Below are 18286 nucleotides of genomic sequence, written 5' to 3'. Positions count from 1 at the left end.
TTGATAATTATAAGGGAGTTTAATAAGGAGATAAATTTATGAGTGATTCAATAGTTAAAGTTAACAACTTAGTTAAGCGATATAAGGAAAAAATCGCTGTAGACAATTTTTCCTTCGAATTAAAGCAGGGAGAAATTCTTGGACTACTAGGGCCTAATGGTTCTGGCAAAACTACAACTATTAACTGCATTTTATCTCTTCTTAGCTTTGATAAGGGAGAGATAATAATTTTTGATAAGGCCATGAGTCCTAAGGCCTACGACATTAAGTCAAAAATAGGTGTAGTCCCTCAAAACGTAGCTATTATGAATACTTTAAATGTATATGAAAATGTGGACTTCTTCTGTGGGCTCTACATTAAAGATAAAAGTAAACGCCGCCGTTATGTGGAGGAAGCCCTGGAATTTACAGGTCTTAGCGACTACAAGAAATACAAGCCTAAGAAGTTATCTGGTGGTTTACTACGAAGACTTAACATTGCCTGCGGCATTGCCCATAAACCAAGTTTAATCATCTTTGATGAGCCAACAGTTGCCGTTGACCCACAAAGCCGTAACGCAATTCTTGAGGGCATTAAGGAAATGAATAGACAAGGGGCTTCTATTATTTACACTTCTCACTATATGGAGGAAGTTGAGGAAATCTGTAGCCGCATCATCATTATGGATCACGGCAAGAAGGTAGCCGAGGGCACATCAAATGATTTAAAGAATTCCTTAAAGATTCGCGAAAGCATTTGCATAGGAATGCCTGCCATAAATGAGGATATACTTAAGGATATCAAAGGCATCAACCATGTCTATGACGCTAAGTATAACGAGGGCGAGCTTGTTATTAGCCTAGATGGAGGCGAACATAATCTTGTACATGTACTTGAATATTTTAGCGAAAAAAATATACCATTCGGCCATGTACAAACTAAGCTACCAACACTAAATGATGTCTTCCTAGAAATTACTGGAAAGGAGTTGCGTGACTAATGTTTTTAAGAATATTTTTCTATAAAATAAAGCAATTAATTAGAATGCGCTGGCTTGTGGGCTGGAACTTTCTCTTTCCATTAGTCCTTGCAAGCGCCTTCTATCTAGGCTTTGGCAATATGATTAAGGATGACCCAAACCGTTTAGACACTATTGAGGTTGCCTATGTGGCTGGTGATGGTATAAATAGTAACTTTTTATCCGTTATAGAGGAGCTTTCAAAAGAGACAAAAGATCACGGTAAAATCCTTGAGGTAACTAGCTTTGATAGCTTAGAAGCTGCTAGTGATGCTTTGAACAAAAAAGACATTGAAGGAATCTATTACCAGCATGATGACAACATTGAAATCATTGTTACTGAAAATGGTCTTATCTCCACTAGTCTTTCTCAGATAGTAAAGAGCTACCAAAATTACCAAGCAAGTTTTGAAAAAATTTTATCAGAGAAGCCAGAAGAAATTGACACTCTTATTGCTAGTATAAATTCCAATATGAGTTTTTTGAAAAAATACGACTTTAAATCTGGGGTATCACAGTATATGCAATTTTTCTATGCCCTACTTGCCATGTCCTCACTTTTCTCATCGTGGGTAAGCACAGCTATGATGACAAGTCTTTGTGCCAATCTTTCAGAATGTGGTAAAAGATTTGAGCTGGCACCAGGACATAAATTAAAGGCAATATTTGCTGGAATCCTTGCAGGTACATTACTTCAAACTCTTTCAAACACAGTGGTTATCTGCTATGTAGAGTACTGCCTAGGTCTTCACTGGGGCTCACCAATTTACATGGTCATTGCCATTACTAGCCTAGCTAGTGCCCTTGGTATCTCAGTTGGTACCTTGATTGGCTCTATCTTTAAAAATGAATTGGCCCTCTCTATGGTACCTCTTGCCTTTACCATGACATGTTCCTTCTTTTCAGGACTTATGATGGGCGGCATTCAGCAGATTATTCAGAATTTCTGCCCAATTTTAAATAAAATCAATCCTGCCACAGTTTTCACAGATAGCCTTTATCAGCTAGCTTGTTATGGCAAAACTTCTGCCTACTATCAGGATTTAGGAATAATGGTGCTTATGATTGCCATTTGCCTAATTATTAGTGTTCTAATTTTAAGGAGGAGAAATTATGACAGTATTTAAGGCTACGCTTCTATCTCTAAGAAGCTTTTCACAAACAATAATCATATACTTTTTAGTATTTGCCATATTTGCAGTTGTTAGAGCTAAGGTTTCATCTAACTCTAGTGCCGACATTTACAAGGATACAAGCCTTGACGTGGCAGTGGTAGATTTGGATAAAAGCGACATCAGTGAAGCTTTAATTAGCTACCTAGATTCTAGTCAGAAAATCACAAAATTAAATTTAACTAGCGAAGAACTTGACTATCAGGCAATCAATGATAACGTTCGTTTTGAAATTTACGACTATGCAATTGTTATACCTAAGGATTTTAAAAATTTACTTCTATCCGGAGATTACGAAGATTCAATCCAGTATCTTGCTTCTGCAAATTCCGCTAGCGGTTATTTGATAAGTCAGAAAATAAATACATTTTTATCAGACATCAAAACTTACCTAGACTGCGGATATAGTGAGGAGGAGTCCATTAACATCTCCCTAGAGCAAGTGGAAAAAACGGACATTGTAGAGACTAAGATATACTCAAACAACGACTATAAGTCAACTACTAACAGTGCTTCCATTTCAAGCTCATTTATTTTTAGCGCCTACTCTTGTCTTATGATTCTTACAGTTTGCATCGCTTCTGTACTAGGATTTTTAAAAGATAAGGACTCAAAGGACCGAATAAATATCAGTGGAAAATCCTTTGCTAGCCGTAACAAAGAGCTTATCCTTGCGGTTTTACTAATTGGCTTTGTGTTAACAACTTGCTTCTTTATTTATTCCGCAATTCTTGGAAGAAATCAGCCTGATTTTCACATGCTTTTCTTCTATGGAATTAACGAATTTTTCCTAATGTTTTTGGGAATTGGAATTGCTTACTTTATATGTTCAATAACTTCAAATACAAACCTTATAAACATGCTTTCAAATATGATTGTTCTTTCCATGAGTTTCCTATGTGGAGTGTTTGTTCCATCAGAGTTTATGTCGGCGACAGTTGTGAAATTTTCTCAACTTCTCCCAGTTTACTGGTTTGTAGATTGTTGCAAATATATTGAGCACCACAGCGTCTCAAATGTTTTTAGTTCCCATTTCATAGAATGTTTGCTTATTCAATTAGTTTATGCAATAATATTCTTTGTAGCAGGAATTATTATTAACAAAAAGAGGGAGCAATATGCTTACTGATGTTTTTATTAGACTAATTGCAGCAATTTCGCTGATAATTTTATTAAATGCAAATGACATTACGACAAGTTCAGTCGTAGTGTCAATTTGCACATTTTTATTCTTAGAAATCACTATCTTAATTCCAAAAAGGAAACTAGCAGATGCACTTATCTTTGTGCCTTTCGTAGTTTGCCTAATTTTTCTAATTATAAGGAAGCCGACAAATTTTCCTATATACTTGGCCTTCCTCTTATTGTCTTTAGTTTTTACCTATGTTTCCACAATTCTTTACGAAGAAGTCATAACTTATAAACAAAAGCTCTACAAAACTCGTGATGATAGTGTGGAAATCGAGAGTTTACTTAAAAATAAAAATAAGCATTTAGTGCTTGAACAGGACCAGCAAATTCACCTTGCTACCCTAAACGAGCGTAACCGAATTGCTAGAGAAATCCACGATAATGTAGGCCACATGCTTAGTCGCGCCATTCTACTGTTAGGCGCCATTAAGACTATGAATTCTGATGAAAATATAATGCCCCAGCTAGAGATGCTATCAAACACTTTAGATGAATCCATGGAGAAAATGCGAAATTCTGTCCATGACCTTAGAGATGACTCTATTGATCTTGCAAAAAATTTTGACGACATTATAAAGGAACTCACTAATTTTCAGGTTTCTACAGAGTTGGATTTTGAAAATAATTTACCAAAGGAAGTTAAGTTTAGTCTTATTGGAATCCTAAAAGAAGGAGTTACAAATATAATTAAACACAGCAAGGGTGACAAGGTTTCAATTATTTTGCACCAAAACAGAAACTTTTGTACCCTTACAATTTCTGACAACGGAGAACTAAATTCTGATATTAAAAAGATGATTCAGTCTGGAATTTTTGAAGGAATCGGACTTGAAAATATAAGACAGAGAGCTAACGCCTGCAACGGTGATGCTTACTTTTACTGTAATGATGGCTTTACAATCTTTGCCAGGTTGAATTTCTAATAACGATGGGAGAAAAAATGCAAAAATCTATTTTACTAATTGATGATGACGAACTTATTACCATGTCACTTGAAATGATTATTTCAAGCAAGGAAGAATTTAAAATTGTAGGAAAAGGACATAGTGGAAGGGAAGCTATTGACCTTTATGAAGAATTAAAACCTGACCTAGTTCTTATGGATATAAGAATGGAGGGCATGAATGGATTAGAAGCTGCAAGAGAAATTCTAAAGAAGCACCCTGAGGCAACCATCCTATTTTTGACTACATTTTCAGATGACGAATATATTATCGAGGCCTTAAAACTTGGGGTACGCGGCTATCTTTTAAAGCAGGACTACAAGGCATTAGACACTGCCCTCACTGCTGCCATAAATGGTCAAAGCGTCTTTGGAGGAACTATTATAAATAAGTTGCCAAAGCTAATGCAGGGAACTTCTGCTGCTGGGCTTTCTGCTTCAGATGCTGCAAATTTAGCAACTGCCACCCTCCCTAGTTTTGACTATGCCGCAGCCGACATTACAGACAAGGAATTTGCTGTAATTCAATTAGTGGCAGACGGTTATTCAAACAAGGAAATTGCTGGCAAACTTTTCTTATCAGAGGGAACTGTTAGAAATTATCTCTCCACAATTTTGGAAAAATTGGACCTAAGAGATAGAACTCAGCTTGCGATTTTTTATTTAAAGAATATCTAAATAAGATTTGCTGTATTTACTTGTAAAAATAAGACATGTAAAAAGTGCTATAGATAGTGATTATAAAGGCCTTGCCCATCACTTTCCATAGCACTTTTCTTTATGGTTAATTACTTGTAAGCTTAAGTTGTGTCGCAATCTACTTATAATAAATTTTAGCTAACCTCGTCTAATTCAGGTAACATGTAGATTTGCTTAAGTCTAATGTATTCTTTTCTAAAATATGGGTCGCTACCCTTTACCTTAACGTCCACATATTCATGCATATCAAGCTCATCAGACTCAATTTCAATTAGAGCAGCTGCAATATTTGAGCAATGATCTGAAACTCTTTCATAATTAGTCAAGATATCTTCAAGCAAAATACCTGCTTCCATTGAGCATTCACCTTGTTTTAATCTATCAATATGTCTTTGTTTCATCTCCATTACAAGGTCATCAATTACCTCTTCAAGAGGCTCAACATTTACCGCAATCTTAGTATCTCTTGAGGAGAAAGTATTAAGTGTAAGTTTCATTATATTCTTAACCGCAACTCCTAAGAACTTTAACTCCTCTATTGCCTGAAATGAAAAATCAATATTTTCATCATTCTTCTTTTTAAAGGATTCTGCAATATTAATTGCATGATCTGACATTCTCTCAAAATCGCTGATGGAATGTAGCAAAATCGACATTTCGTGGCTATCGTCCTTGCCCAAATCCTTGCTTGCCAACTTCACAAGATAAGTTCCAATCTTATCCTCGTACTCATCCACCAACTGCTCTAACTTTATGACTTCTTCCACCTTCTCGTCAGAGTATTTAGCCTGAAGGTCGAGAGCTAGTAAAATGGCCTCGTTAGTGTGCTCAGACATTTTCACCACTGCCTTCTTACAAAGACGGATGGCGTAAGATGGTGTATCTAGAAAACGCTCATCAAGGGCTGCAAGCTCTGCCGGTCTAACTAGATCATTTTCATTATCCTTATGATTTCTAACTGTAAAGGTTGCAAGTTTTACTAACTGATTAGCAAATGGGAATAAGATAATTGCACAACCTATATTAAATAAACTATGAATTACAGCAATTCCGGCTGCTCCCGCAGAATCTGTTAGGAATGTAAAATGCATCACACTATTAATTGAATAGAAGCCGATCATAAAAATAATTGTTCCTATTAAGTTAAAGTAAAGATGAATGAAAGCTGCTCTCTTAGCATTCTTACTTGCTCCAATTGCAGAAATCAACGCTGTTACACAAGTACCACTATTCTGTCCCATAATAATTGGAATCGCTGTTCCATAAGTTATGGCCCCACTCATACAAAGGGCCTGCAAAATACCTACTGATGCAGAAGAACTCTGAATTACTGCGGTAAGTACTGCACCTGCTGCCATACCAAGTAATGGGTTTGAAAATGCTGTTAACATTCCTGTAAAGGCTTTATTATCCTTAAGTGGCTCAACCGCTCCACTCATTGTTTCCATACCAAACATTAATATTGCAAATCCAAGTAAAATGTTACCAACTATCTTCTTTTTTTCACCATTCTTACTTGTCATAATACATACAATACCGATTGCTGCAAGTATTGGTGAGAAGGAACTTGGCTTTAGTAGATTAACAAATACATTACCACCGCTAATTCCTGTTAAGGACAAAATCCATGATGTAATTGTTGTACCAATATTGGCACCCATGATTATACCAACAGCTTGAGTTAATTTCATAATTCCTGAATTTACAAAACCAACTACCATAACTGTTGTTGCTGAAGATGACTGTATTACTGCTGTTACAAAGGCACCAAGTAAAAGTGCCATAATTCTCTTCTTTGTTAACTTCTCTAAAATCTTCTCAAGCTTTCCACCTGAAAGCATTACAAGTCCATCGCCCATGGTGTTCATTCCGTAAAGGAAAAGAGCGAGGCCACCAATCATAGTTAATACTCCAAAAATATCCATAAAATCTACCTCTTTTTCTTTTTACAGTTTGATTGTATAGGGCTTCTGTAAACTTAAAGGGGTGGTCTGTGTAAAATCTATGTAAAATTTCTGGGGTTTGTGTCCGCTTGCTTTAAAATCTATCGATAAAGGCACAGGATTACTAATTCCCGTAAAGTACTATTTAATTTCTTGTGACTATTCTGTTCTTAATCTCTTCTTCTAGCCACAAATCCTTATTATTTTCCTAAAAGATAAGAAAAAGCGTGTGCCCTAGATTTAGAATACACATCATTACAGGCACACAGGAAGCTTTTTCCTACTATTTTTTAACTATTTCTCTTTTGTTTCTTCTTCATTCCAACTAATCCCTATAGACTATAGTAATTCCCTGAACATCTTTCTTATCCCTTTTATATCTAGCGGGCTATCCTCTGTTTCGTAGGTGAATAGCAAATTCTTACCTAGATAAATTCCATTGTTTCTGTACTCATCAAGCTTTAAAAGATTGCTGCTTAAATACAGCTCATCGTCTAACAAGCCAAAATGCTCAATGTAAACTTCTTGTATTGTCTTTTTATTTAACACAGTGAAATCTGGAAATTTGATCGTTCCGTTTTTAAGGACTAAAGCCTTTTCGTACTTGTATGGAATTTTCAATTCATAAAGAATATCAGCAATGATTGCTTCGGATTTAGAACGTACCATTTCTCCTCTTTTTGTTGAATAAACCTTGCATTCCGGCAAGTAATTACTTGTTTTATAACTTTCTTCCTGCCAGTTTTTAGCATAAATATTGTCTGGTAAAATGTAGGGATTTACTAGATTTTTTCTAGTAAGCGATAATTTGTCATAGGACATATCAGAATTGTTTTTTGATAAATGTGTGATTACACTTTGTAGATAAAGGATTTCAGATTCTGCCATTTTTATAAATTTTCTATTGTAACTTTTCTGGGCTAGTTCTCTAGCAAATTGGTGGTTATCTTTCTTGATGTACTCACCTAAATCGGAGGCCTTTTGATTCATCCAATAATATCTAACTCTTTTGTTACTTGTTGAAACTCTGAGTGAACCCTCGGGAAAATCTTGATCTTTCTTTGCCAACCTTAATGCGCAGTTTAAGTTTGCTAATCTAGCCTCTAGCATCATTAGTAATTCATCCATAGTGAATCTCCTTATTTAGTTTCTTTAGTGATGGGATTAATTAGCAATGAATTTTGCCTTTGTTTGTATTGGTTTTCTTTTGTCTAATATCTTTTTTCTCTTTTGTAAAAAATTTACCTAACCATGGTTTCTTCTTTTGTAAAAATTTCTTGGATAGTGTAACATGCTTTTTTTCATTTGTCACGAAAAACTTTGCTTAAAGTAAATTAATCATACTAATAAACGTAGGATTTCTCTAGCTTTAAGACTTGAAAAAAAATTTTGATTTCTAATTTTTCTCTTGTGCCTGAGTTATTACTTTTCAATTTATTTAGGCACTAACTTTTGAAAATGCGACATCGTCCCAGAAATTTCTTGTGCTTAAATTAAGAGATAAACTCCCTCACAGGCACAAAAGCCCGAATTCCGGCGTGTTTCACAAACCCTCCGGTCCTTATAACACTTTTAACCGCTTTACAAGCCCACTACATAAACACTATCTCATACTCTTCAAAGTCCCCTAAAAACTTCTCAATCAAAAGCTTTAGATTGTCCTCTGCTTTTGTATAGATTCCATCGTTTTCAACTTCTTCAAGTCCTTTTTCTTCAATTTCAGATATCAACTCCTGATACTGAGAAAACTCGATAGGATTTAGAATGTTGTTCTCTTCGCTACAATTCATTGTGTCCCAAATCACGTAGTTATCGTTAACCTTGGCTTCTGGAATAGAGATGAATATCTTTTTATCAGCTTCTGCCACCTCTACATTTATAGAATCAAGATCGTAACCTACCTTTACAACGCCTTCACACTCTATTGTTATGTTGTTGCTGGTAAATGGAATTGTGAATTTTTCCAACAATTCTCTTGTCTCTTTTTTTCCATAAGTAATTGAATAAGTTCCTTGGTAAGTACTAAGCTCGCCGATTTCCTCAAGCTTTACCTTTACTTCTTCCACAGTTACCTCTCTTACTTGTGTTTCCCCTGGAAGACTTAAGCCATCATCACTAGTTGTTGAAACCGTCTCTGATTTCACCATCTTAAAGCCAACAGAAATCATAACTATAAAAGTCACAAGACATCCAAGCCCAAAGCAGATTATTCTTGTTAAAATTCCCGTGTTCTTATTTTTTATATTAATTTTAATAGCATCTTTTTTATTAGTTTCAACCGATACACCAGCCTCGTTCTTTTTAGTTTCATTAGATAGCATGTCTTTATTCTTTTTTATTTCAGAACTCGTATCAGTATTTTTCCTTTTAAACATCTAGCCGCCTCCTAGTAAGTCTCTTTTTTTCAAACGGATAATTGAAATCCTCTTCTATATCCAAGCTGTGATCAACACAAGTAAATAAAATAGCGCAATCACTGCCACTAAAGTTATAACTATCTTCTTTAATAATTTCATGCCTATCTCCTTTCGCCAAATCACTAACTAGAATAATATAATATGCAGGCTTTATTTAAAAAAGAGGCTTATAACACAATTTATGCATCTTCAAGCCAAAAATTCCAGTTACATCTTCTAAGTAAAAGCCATAACTTAGATAGTTTGCTTTTTCATATAGTTGTTTTGTAGTGCCTATTTTCTCTGTTTTTCCGTCACTATATTCAAACTCGATTTTATAAACTCTAGTTCGAGTTTTAGTTCCTGATATATAAGTATTAGTATCTATTACTTTTACATTTTCATAAGAATAACTAGCTGTTATATTAACCAAAGAGAAAGTAAGAATTATAGAAACCAAAACCGTAATTATAAAGGTTGGGAAATTTACCCCAAATTTCTTAGTTTCAATCAACTTTACCAAATGTAAAAAGATAAACATTATAATAGCTATGACAATTATCACAATCCCCCATCTTAATTCATTAGAAAAGTTGTATTTCCTTAATACATTAAAAATCAATATCAATGATAATGATAATTCTAATAGAAAAATGTCACAATTTACACGGTCTTTTCTTTCTTCGACCTCTTTTTTACCTTTTTTTGCTGTGGATTCTTTTGAATAAACTTTACCTCTGTATATAAAAATAAAAATAACATCTACTGTAATAATCATAATGTTTATAGCAGACAGTACGAAAATCTTTTGATTTGTGGTGACATTAAAGTCGAATTTCTTTGAAATAATGCCAAATATAAAAAATGCAACATAGGCAAGTACCCCAAGAGCTGCCAAAATATATGCGAGACTTTGTCCTTGCCTGACAAGCTTAATATCCTCATAGTACTGCTTGTTAAAAGTACAAGAATTGTTATTGTTATTACTTTTGTTTCTTATCTTCTTTTGGTTCATAGTTTAATTTCTCCTCTATATCCATGCTGTGATTAACACTAATAGATAAAAATGCACAATCACCATCTAGAATAGTATAAAACTGCGAGTTAGACAAGTATTTATCTAACCCGCAGTTGACATTGAAAATCTTAAGCTAGCTAACTCAGTATCCCCCTATATTCTCTTCCTTATCAATCAATATCTTACAGCCTGGAGCCACGTTTCTTATAATTGTAAGCATATTTTCCTCAGAAACTGAAATGCATCCAGCTGTTGGACTCCCACTACTTACATGAACAAAGAAGGCTGAACCTTTACCTGGGATACAAGTTGCATTGTAATTAAAGGCTAAAACATAGCTATAAACTGCTATTTCAGAGATATGTTCAGCACTTGTCCAATCTGGTGTCACCTCATTTGTTGTGACAAATTTGTTGTAATATGCAGAATTTACGTCATCCACCCAGTAGTAGCTATCGTCACATTGTGTGTAGGAAAGCAGAGCTCCCGGATTTGCGGCATTTCCAAATGCAAATGTAAAATCATAGACTCCAATAGGTGTCATTTTCATTCCCTCAGAAGTCACACCCACTCCTGCAGAACCTACATATCCATTACATACTAAAACCTGCTGCCAATTTCCAGAGGCATCCTTATTATGAAGTGAAACTTCTGCCTTTGTACCACTTGCGGAAACCACTAACAACTGATTTGTTGTTGATGCTATATTTAAATAGCTTACGAAATCTTTTGTCTCCTCCACGGTCTTTTCCTGAACTGCTACAGTTTCATCAGACGGCGTATATTCCATATTTTTGCTTAAATATGCACTTTGACTTAAATATGGTTCAGACTCTGTTGTTTCTTCCTCTTTAGCTTGTTCTTCTAGCGCTAATTCCTCTGCTTGACGATTCAAGGCATAGTTATGCCTTTCACCCTCCCTGTTATAGTGCATTAGCTCTATGTGCTCATCTTTTATCTCTTGAAAATGTAATTTGTAAGTTAGCTCATCACTTACACTTTTAGAGTGCACCTCCCCCTTACAAGCAAGCAAATTGGGTATAAAAGCCCCTATAATTACAAGCAGTTTTAAATGGTTATTCATATTGATCACGTTCTTTCTTTATACTATATTAATTATATTATGAAATTAGCAGTAAAACAATTAAATATATATAGAAAAAATATATGTTTTTAAGCAAATTACCTTGACTTTTATTTTAAATATGTTATTCTATTAAACGTCGCTAAAATAGTAAATAAGCACACTTACGGGGTGTGGCTCAGCTTGGCTAGAGCGCTTGATTTGGGATCAAGAGGTCGCAGGTTCGAATCCTGTCACCCCGACTGTATAAATGCCGTGAACATATTGAGGGGACCCCAAAAAGTTAGACTTTTTGGGGTCCCCTCATATAACATGTTCACGGCTTTCTTTAAATCATTAACTATTTATTTAGTCTTTTACTTATACTGTCTTACGAAATTAACTGCAGCAATAATATCATCTGCATTAGGTCTTCCTTTATGAATTCCCTTAAATTCACCCTTACAGTGAAATTCTTTAGAATCCATAGCTACACCAACCTTATCAGCTTCTGCCTTAACTTTCTTGTAAGTTGAGTTTAACATAGCTGCTGAACCAAAGTTTACAATCTTTCCCACTTTATCTTTAGATAATGTAGCAATGAATTTCTTTACCTCAGGATCTATGTTAAAAGCATAATATGAGTTTCCTAAAAATAAATAATCTACTGCTTCTGTTACAGGTTCCGAAATTGGAAGTGCCTCTACTCCTAATTCCTTAGCCATTGCTTCTGCCATTCTTTTAGTATTTCCTGTCTTAGTATAATATCTTACTGCATATTTCATAATAAATCTCCTTTTATTTTGATTGTGTACTTTTTTATTGCATACAATGTATATACTAATAATATCACTTTTCCTCACTATTTCAAGGCTTAAATTATAAAATATTTATTATATATAAAAGGGGCTAATACATTTTCTTAAAAAGAATACAAAAAAGAGACGTTATCTACCAGGCTTAAAGCCCTTTGATAACGCCTCTATAAATTTATTGTATATTAGAAAGTCAAGACTCGCTTTTATTTAATTATGCATCAGCATTTGCTTCATCTTCATCTAATTTAGCAGCTGCTAATTCTGGATTCTTTGCAATCTTCTTCTCATAATGAGTATACATAATCCAAGCAACAATACCAAAGATTACTGGACCACTAAGTGACCAGAATGTTGTTAAATAATCACCGTCAAAAGCTGGCTGAATGATAGCGAATAGATTTGCTAAGAAAAGAGTTATTGTTACTACATAACCCCAGAAATTAGCTGATCTCTGAGTCTTATAAACTTCAAAGCTTCTATCTACATTCTTTAACTTCTTAAATCTTGGGAAAGCAAAAGAGATAAACATATAAGGTACTGTCATACCTACGTTAACCATTGCTGTTAAGATTAAGAAGAACTGTTGCATGTTATCACCACCAAAGGATACTAATAGGATTAATGCACATACAATTACACACTGAATCCACATAGCATGTCTTGGCATACCATCTTCATCAACAACACCCATCTTACCTGGCCATAATTCCTTTGGAGTACCATCGATAATCTGCTTTAATGTTGAATAAACAAGTGTAAACATAGCACCTAATAATGCAAGTAACATAATAAGAGCATAAACTCTTGCAAATATGTTAGAAAGTAAAGCCTGAGTTGCTACTGACATACCAAATGCCTTACCAAACTCTGCTGCAAAATTTGACATAATTACATAAGATACATTACCAAGTGTAATATTGCCTGCACCAAGAATTTCCTCGTAGTTTGTAAATGAACCAACTAACATGATAAGAAGTGCATAACCAATAACAATAACTACTGCTGCTGTTACGATACCCTTAGGGAAATTCTTCTTAGGATTCTCTGTCTTATCAACAAGACCACCTACAGCTTCAATTCCACCGTAAGCAAATAATGCATAAACGATGAAAGATAAAATCATAATAGGGCTACCCTGATATGCTACGTTAAGTGGAGTCTTAAGTGACTCAAAGCCAGCAAAAGGCTGTTCTAACTGTCCATGACGAGCAATAATCATTATGATAGAACCAACTACTACTAAAATATTAATTGTAAGAACGGCTGTACCACCAATTGATGTTACCTTTCTAATCTTATCAATACCCTTTGTTACAAAGAAAGTAATTAAGATAAAGAAGATTACTGCCATTACACCAAGTAATCTTGTGCCTGATAATAAATCAAAGCCAAAGAAAGACCACTCACTTGTGCAATCCTTACCAAAAATTATATTAGATACTGGTACCCAAATACCAGAAGATACATTAACCATCCATAATACATAAGATGTGTACCACATAAATGTACCGATAAATGCGTACTTAGGTCCTACGGACTTACACATCCATGAGTACATACCACCTTTTTCTTCTCTGAAAGTTGAACCAAATTCTGCCACCATAAAGGCGAATGGAATAAAGAATAAGATACCTGCAACAACAAACCAAGGAATTGCTGCATATCCCATTAAATAATAAGATCTTGGAATGTTATTAAATCCATAGACTGATGTAAAAATCATCAAGATTAGGGCCATGAGCCCAAGTTTTTTCTCTTTCATACTTTACATATGATGCATAACCAACTCGCACCATATCTCCTTCCTTGTTTTTATTTAGTAATAACTTATTCTAATCTTTGCAAATGCAACTCTTAATCAAAATCAGAATAAGACTATTATTAAACCAATTTGAAAATATAATACTATCGATTTTACACCATTTACTACATAACTACTTTAGCGTATGAACGCGTTCAAGTATTATACACTAAAAACAAAATTCTTGCAAGTTACCCAAACATAGGCAAAACCTGCAAGAATTTTAAACTTTAATTCTTAATTATCTCATCTTTTATTATCTTACCATCTACTATTCTTATTATCCTGTCTGTTTTATTGGCCACATTCTCATCATGGGTTACTATTATTATTGTCTTGCCTTCCTTATTAATTGAACGCAGGATTTCCATTACATCTTCACCTGTTTTTTGATCTAGAGCTCCTGTTGGTTCATCACATAATAATATATCATTATCCATGGCTAGTGCCCTTGCTATTGCCACTCTTTGCCTTTGGCCACCTGACATTTTAGAAGGCTTTTTACTTGCTTCATTTTTTATGTCTAATTTATCTAAAAGTTCAACTACCCTTTCTTTTCGATTTTTTCTTCTTTTTATAAGAAGTGGCATTTCCACATTTTCATAAGCAGAATAATTATCTAGCAAGGCATAATCCTGAAAGACAAAGGAAATGTTGTCACGTCTTATTTTTTCTAATTTTCCCTTCGAAATCTTTCTAATATTATTGCCCTTAACTATTACATCTCCTGTAAAATTGCTATCCATGCAGCCTATTACATTTAGTAGAGTTGTTTTTCCTGAGCCGGAAGGCCCCATTATTGCTATCATTTCACCTTCATTAACTGTTAAATCTATTCCTGCTAAAGCTTCTTTTTTATAATCTCCAGTTTCAAATACTTTTTTTAGGTTATTTATAATTATCATTCTTATCTCCTAGTTCTCATTTCTACAACGTCCATTTTTACCACTTTTACATATGGATAAATTAATGATAAAATCGCAATTACTATAATTGTAGCAAAAACTACTAACACATTTATAAAACTTACTCTAATTATATTTGATAAAAGTCCGATTTTTTCAAATGCTTTTGTTACTATTAAAAATAATAATAATGCAATCGCGCTTATTTCCACATATCTTGTAAATAATTTTCCTATTACAAATCTATTAGATGCACCTAAAGTCTTCTCTATTTCTAACTCTTTCCTATGTTCTATAAAGAAAAATTCCGATATTACAAGGCAATTACAAAAACAAAATAAAGCAACGCTTAATTTCTTAGCAAGACCTGTTCTATTTAATGTTGTTGATACAGTACTTTCTCCCAATCCCTTTACTTTATTAGATTCTAGATTAAGCCCATTATCTTCTGACTTTAAACTTACATATACATCCTTATAAATATCGAAAATATCTATATTGTTACTTCCAAGTTCTAGCTTAAAATCACTATCTTTATTAATGCTTTCTAACGTCTTATCGCTTATACAATGTATATTTAGAACAATCTTATAATCCCAAAAATCCGACCTATTAGAACCTAGCACTCCAACTACCTCATATTTTGTTGTTGCTAAAGTAATATATTGTTTACCATTTTCTTCATAAGCATATTTTAATTTATCACGTCCTATAGCTACTACATTTCTTCCTATATCACTTTCCTCTGTTCCTGGAATATGACCTTTAATAAGCTTATAAGGCAATTCTTCATTATTTACAAGCACAAGATCTACTATATTAGGCAGTCCCTGTTCTGAAAAACTTAAGGATAAGCCCTTAGTTACGACTATATTTCCCCTATCTATATTTAAAAAATCTTCTGAAAAAATATTCTTTTCCTGTGACTTATATAAGTCTATTTCTATTCTAGAATCATAAATTGATTCAATTCTATCTTTCTCTCTATTCTCCGCGTTATTATATAAATTAAGTATGCCAAACACACTTATATATATAACTATTTGTCCTATTAATACAAAGACAAATGATTTCTTATACCTGAGTACATTCTCTAATAACCTTCTCATATCATGCTCCCCTTTACTCATTCTCTGTCTGCACAAGGTCTGCTAATCTTAGTTTACTTGTAATATAAACAGGTATAATACTTGATAAAGCCACTATCACCACTGATGTTAAACACATAATGATAGGTATAAATATCATTGCTGTTTTATAGTAGATTAAATACATAAAATTATTATTTATATCTGTCTGACTTATAATTAAGGCTCCATAATACAATTTTTGATTTATCATCCATCCAATAATGGCACCTAACATGACTATTAATAGATTCTGCAATATGATCTGTAAATGTATACTTTTTGACTTCAGTCCATTTATCATTAATATTCCATAATCTCTCTTATCTAACATGATATAAGTAACTGACATTGTGGTTATGGTTATAATTGTCACAACTCCAACAAGAACTAATAAATAAAAATCGTCGCTATTTAATATATTCTTTTCTTTCAACTCATTTTTTATTTCCTCTGCTCTATTTACTACCCTCAATTCTATTCCATTGTCCAATGAATACTTAATTAATTCCTTGGCTACATTATCAAATTCATTCTTCTCTGTTATAAACTGAATATAAGAAAAATTAACGCTTTCTCTTTGAGTCAAATCATCCATCACTACAACTCCTGCGCTATCTAAGTTGTACAAATCAAGATTTGTCCATCCACTAAACAAATCAAAGTCATGATATATAGCACTATCCTCTTTTAAAAAGCCATACACTTTATAGGATGCATATTCATATTCAATAACTTCTCCTAGTTCATATTTTCCTTTATAATCTGGTCCTAATAAAATAGGTTCATATTCAGTTTCTTGTCTCATTTCTTCAAGTGTTTTTTCATCCACATCTACATTCACAGATTCAATTATTGATGTATCAAATAAAAATATTGGTATTTCACTATTACTTTTCTGCGAAAAAATCGTATAACCACTTCTAAATCCAGCGCCTTTAATTCCATGAATATCATTCATTTTATTTTTTACTTCTATTGCTGTTTCTAGTGAGTTACTTGATTTTAGCAATTGGACAAAACCGACCTGCTCTTCGTCGATTCCAAACATATTATGTATTCTATGCACATAATATAAAGACTGTACGTTTTCAGTTAATTCTCCCGAAAACATATAAAAAGAAATAGCACACATAGCTATCATTACCAAGATTGAATATGGTCTCTTTAATACGCGCTTAAAAATAATCTTGATATTAGTCATCATTCCCCCCAAAAAACTAAATAAAATCTACACTTTCCTCATATTTTCCTATATATTTTATATACTGTGTCAAAACATCTTTATATTTATCTCTGCTTATATCAATCATGTCTCCAGTATGCATTACTACTTTTTTATTAACCTTATCTATCTCTTTAACATAAAGTAAATTGATCATTATAGACTGATTAGGGTTAATAAAATTTTTCTCTATTAATCGATCCTTATACGTTTTAAGACTTGCTCTAATCTTTATTTTTAAATCACTCATGGCTAGTTTTACTTCTAAATAATGCCCATTTACTTTAAAAAAAACGACTTTATGAAGTATCAATTCATCTAAAACTTCGTTTGAAATACATGTGTAATTATTATTCATTGTCCCCCCAATTGCTAGCTAATTTAAAAATTTATCTTTGTTTTGTTCTTTCCATTCCTCATATTCTGATTGGTTTGTTATGTTATATCCATAACTTCCACTCACGTCATAATATTTTATAGTATTATCGTCAAAATCTAATACCACATAATAATTCCAATACATTTCATCTGTATTTTCATCTAATAAGTCGATATAATACACTCCTGTATCTTTTATTCTTCCTGAACACACTTTATCAAATTCAGTGTAATTATTATGTATATTCTCACTAAAATTTTCTGAATCTTCTATGGTGTAAATAAAATTTTCACCCAACTGCTGTTTAGCATATTCATATGGAATACCATAAATACTTATTTCTATTCCTTCCCCTATAGGCATTGTTTCTTCATATAATGCAACAGAAAAAGCTACAACATCTGACTTAATAACACTATATTGTCTTTTAATTGTCATATAACTACTATAATCAAATCCTGTGCTTTCATTTGAATATCCTATATTTGAAAATAAATATTCTGCTTTATCTTGCCACACAATATCTACTTTAGGAATATCCACTACTTTCCCATTCTCAATAATAGGTTGCGAATGTATATTTCTATAAAACTGGGCTGCTCCTTTCT

At 33.3% G+C, this 18286-nt stretch carries 17 protein-coding genes and 1 tRNA gene; 6 read left to right on the top strand and 12 right to left on the bottom strand.

Annotated features, from left to right (window positions below):
* Positions 1–38: 38 nt before the first annotated feature.
* The 5 genes from G600_RS0100095 to G600_RS0100075 are packed head-to-tail and all read left to right on the top strand — an operon-like array spanning position 39 to position 4982.
* On the top strand, positions 39–980 hold the full coding sequence (locus tag G600_RS0100095; protein ID WP_027430110.1) for an ABC transporter ATP-binding protein: 942 nt from the start codon (positions 39–41) through the stop codon (positions 978–980).
* Positions 980–2125, top strand: a complete 1146-nt coding sequence (locus G600_RS0100090) for an ABC transporter permease (RefSeq protein ID WP_027430109.1) — start codon at positions 980–982, stop codon at positions 2123–2125. The genes G600_RS0100095 and G600_RS0100090 overlap by 1 nt, the downstream gene beginning before the upstream one ends.
* Positions 2112–3299: an ABC transporter permease gene (locus G600_RS0100085; protein ID WP_027430108.1), complete on the top strand. Its 1188-nt coding sequence runs from the start codon at positions 2112–2114 to the stop codon at positions 3297–3299. The genes G600_RS0100090 and G600_RS0100085 overlap by 14 nt, the downstream gene beginning before the upstream one ends.
* Positions 3289–4284 (top strand): sensor histidine kinase, encoded by a 996-nt coding sequence (locus G600_RS13265; RefSeq protein WP_081669357.1) that lies wholly within the window; start codon positions 3289–3291, stop codon positions 4282–4284. The genes G600_RS0100085 and G600_RS13265 overlap by 11 nt, the downstream gene beginning before the upstream one ends.
* Before the next feature lie 17 nt (positions 4285–4301).
* The gene (locus tag G600_RS0100075; protein ID WP_027430107.1) at positions 4302–4982 is read left to right on the top strand and encodes a response regulator transcription factor; all 681 of its coding nucleotides are present in this window, start codon (positions 4302–4304) and stop codon (positions 4980–4982) included.
* Positions 4983–5137: 155 nt separating this feature from the next.
* Here G600_RS0100075 and G600_RS0100070 read toward each other — a convergent pair whose 3' ends face one another.
* The 5 genes from G600_RS0100070 to G600_RS13255 all read right to left on the bottom strand — a co-directional run bounded on the left by G600_RS0100070 (position 5138) and on the right by G600_RS13255 (position 11372).
* On the bottom strand, positions 5138–6928 hold the full coding sequence (locus G600_RS0100070; protein WP_027430106.1) for a Na/Pi cotransporter family protein: 1791 nt from the start codon (positions 6926–6928) through the stop codon (positions 5138–5140).
* Between the two features lie 357 nt (positions 6929–7285).
* Positions 7286–8074 (bottom strand): PDDEXK family nuclease, encoded by a 789-nt coding sequence (locus G600_RS14820; RefSeq protein ID WP_051195281.1) that lies wholly within the window; start codon positions 8072–8074, stop codon positions 7286–7288.
* A gap of 464 nt (positions 8075–8538) precedes the next feature.
* Positions 8539–9321 carry a DUF4230 domain-containing protein gene (locus tag G600_RS0100060; RefSeq protein WP_027430105.1) on the bottom strand — a complete coding sequence of 261 codons (783 nt, stop codon included), beginning with the start codon at positions 9319–9321 and terminating at the stop codon, positions 8539–8541.
* A gap of 196 nt (positions 9322–9517) precedes the next feature.
* Positions 9518–10357, bottom strand: a complete 840-nt coding sequence (locus G600_RS0100050) for a hypothetical protein (RefSeq protein WP_027430104.1) — start codon at positions 10355–10357, stop codon at positions 9518–9520.
* Between the two features lie 145 nt (positions 10358–10502).
* Positions 10503–11372, bottom strand: coding sequence for a L,D-transpeptidase family protein (locus G600_RS13255; protein ID WP_162141487.1), 870 nt, complete (start codon positions 11370–11372; stop codon positions 10503–10505).
* A gap of 239 nt (positions 11373–11611) precedes the next feature.
* On the opposite strand from G600_RS13255, the gene G600_RS0100040 reads away from it, so the two are divergent.
* Positions 11612–11686 (top strand) — tRNA-Pro (locus G600_RS0100040).
* 114 nt (positions 11687–11800) lie between these two features.
* Here the strand turns inward: G600_RS0100040 and G600_RS0100035 are convergent.
* The 7 genes from G600_RS0100035 to G600_RS15795 all read right to left on the bottom strand — a co-directional run.
* A complete protein-coding gene (locus G600_RS0100035) occupies positions 11801–12208 on the bottom strand; it encodes a flavodoxin family protein (protein ID WP_027430103.1) in 408 nt (135 codons plus the stop codon).
* Positions 12209–12452: 244 nt separating this feature from the next.
* Positions 12453–14003: a glutamate/gamma-aminobutyrate family transporter YjeM gene (yjeM, locus tag G600_RS0100030; protein ID WP_027430102.1), complete on the bottom strand. Its 1551-nt coding sequence runs from the start codon at positions 14001–14003 to the stop codon at positions 12453–12455.
* Positions 14004–14272: 269 nt separating this feature from the next.
* Positions 14273–14947, bottom strand: a complete 675-nt coding sequence (locus G600_RS0100025; protein ID WP_034245027.1) for an ABC transporter ATP-binding protein — start codon at positions 14945–14947, stop codon at positions 14273–14275.
* A gap of 2 nt (positions 14948–14949) precedes the next feature.
* On the bottom strand, positions 14950–16056 hold the full coding sequence (locus tag G600_RS0100020) for an ABC transporter permease (protein WP_027430100.1): 1107 nt from the start codon (positions 16054–16056) through the stop codon (positions 14950–14952).
* Between the two features lie 13 nt (positions 16057–16069).
* Positions 16070–17278, bottom strand: a complete 1209-nt coding sequence (locus tag G600_RS0100015) for an FtsX-like permease family protein (RefSeq protein WP_027430099.1) — start codon at positions 17276–17278, stop codon at positions 16070–16072.
* A 16-nt stretch (positions 17279–17294) separates the two neighbouring features.
* Positions 17295–17657, bottom strand: coding sequence for a LytTR family DNA-binding domain-containing protein (locus G600_RS0100010; protein WP_027430098.1), 363 nt, complete (start codon positions 17655–17657; stop codon positions 17295–17297).
* An 18-nt stretch (positions 17658–17675) separates the two neighbouring features.
* Positions 17676–18286 (bottom strand): hypothetical protein (locus G600_RS15795; RefSeq protein ID WP_034245024.1); only part of this gene is annotated, 611 nt, incomplete at its 5' end.

It is taken from the genome of Lachnospira multipara ATCC 19207 (assembly GCF_000424105.1).
GTDB classification, from domain to species: Bacteria; Bacillota; Clostridia; order Lachnospirales; family Lachnospiraceae; genus Lachnospira; species Lachnospira multipara.
This window is presented reverse-complemented; position numbering and strand designations above follow the sequence as displayed.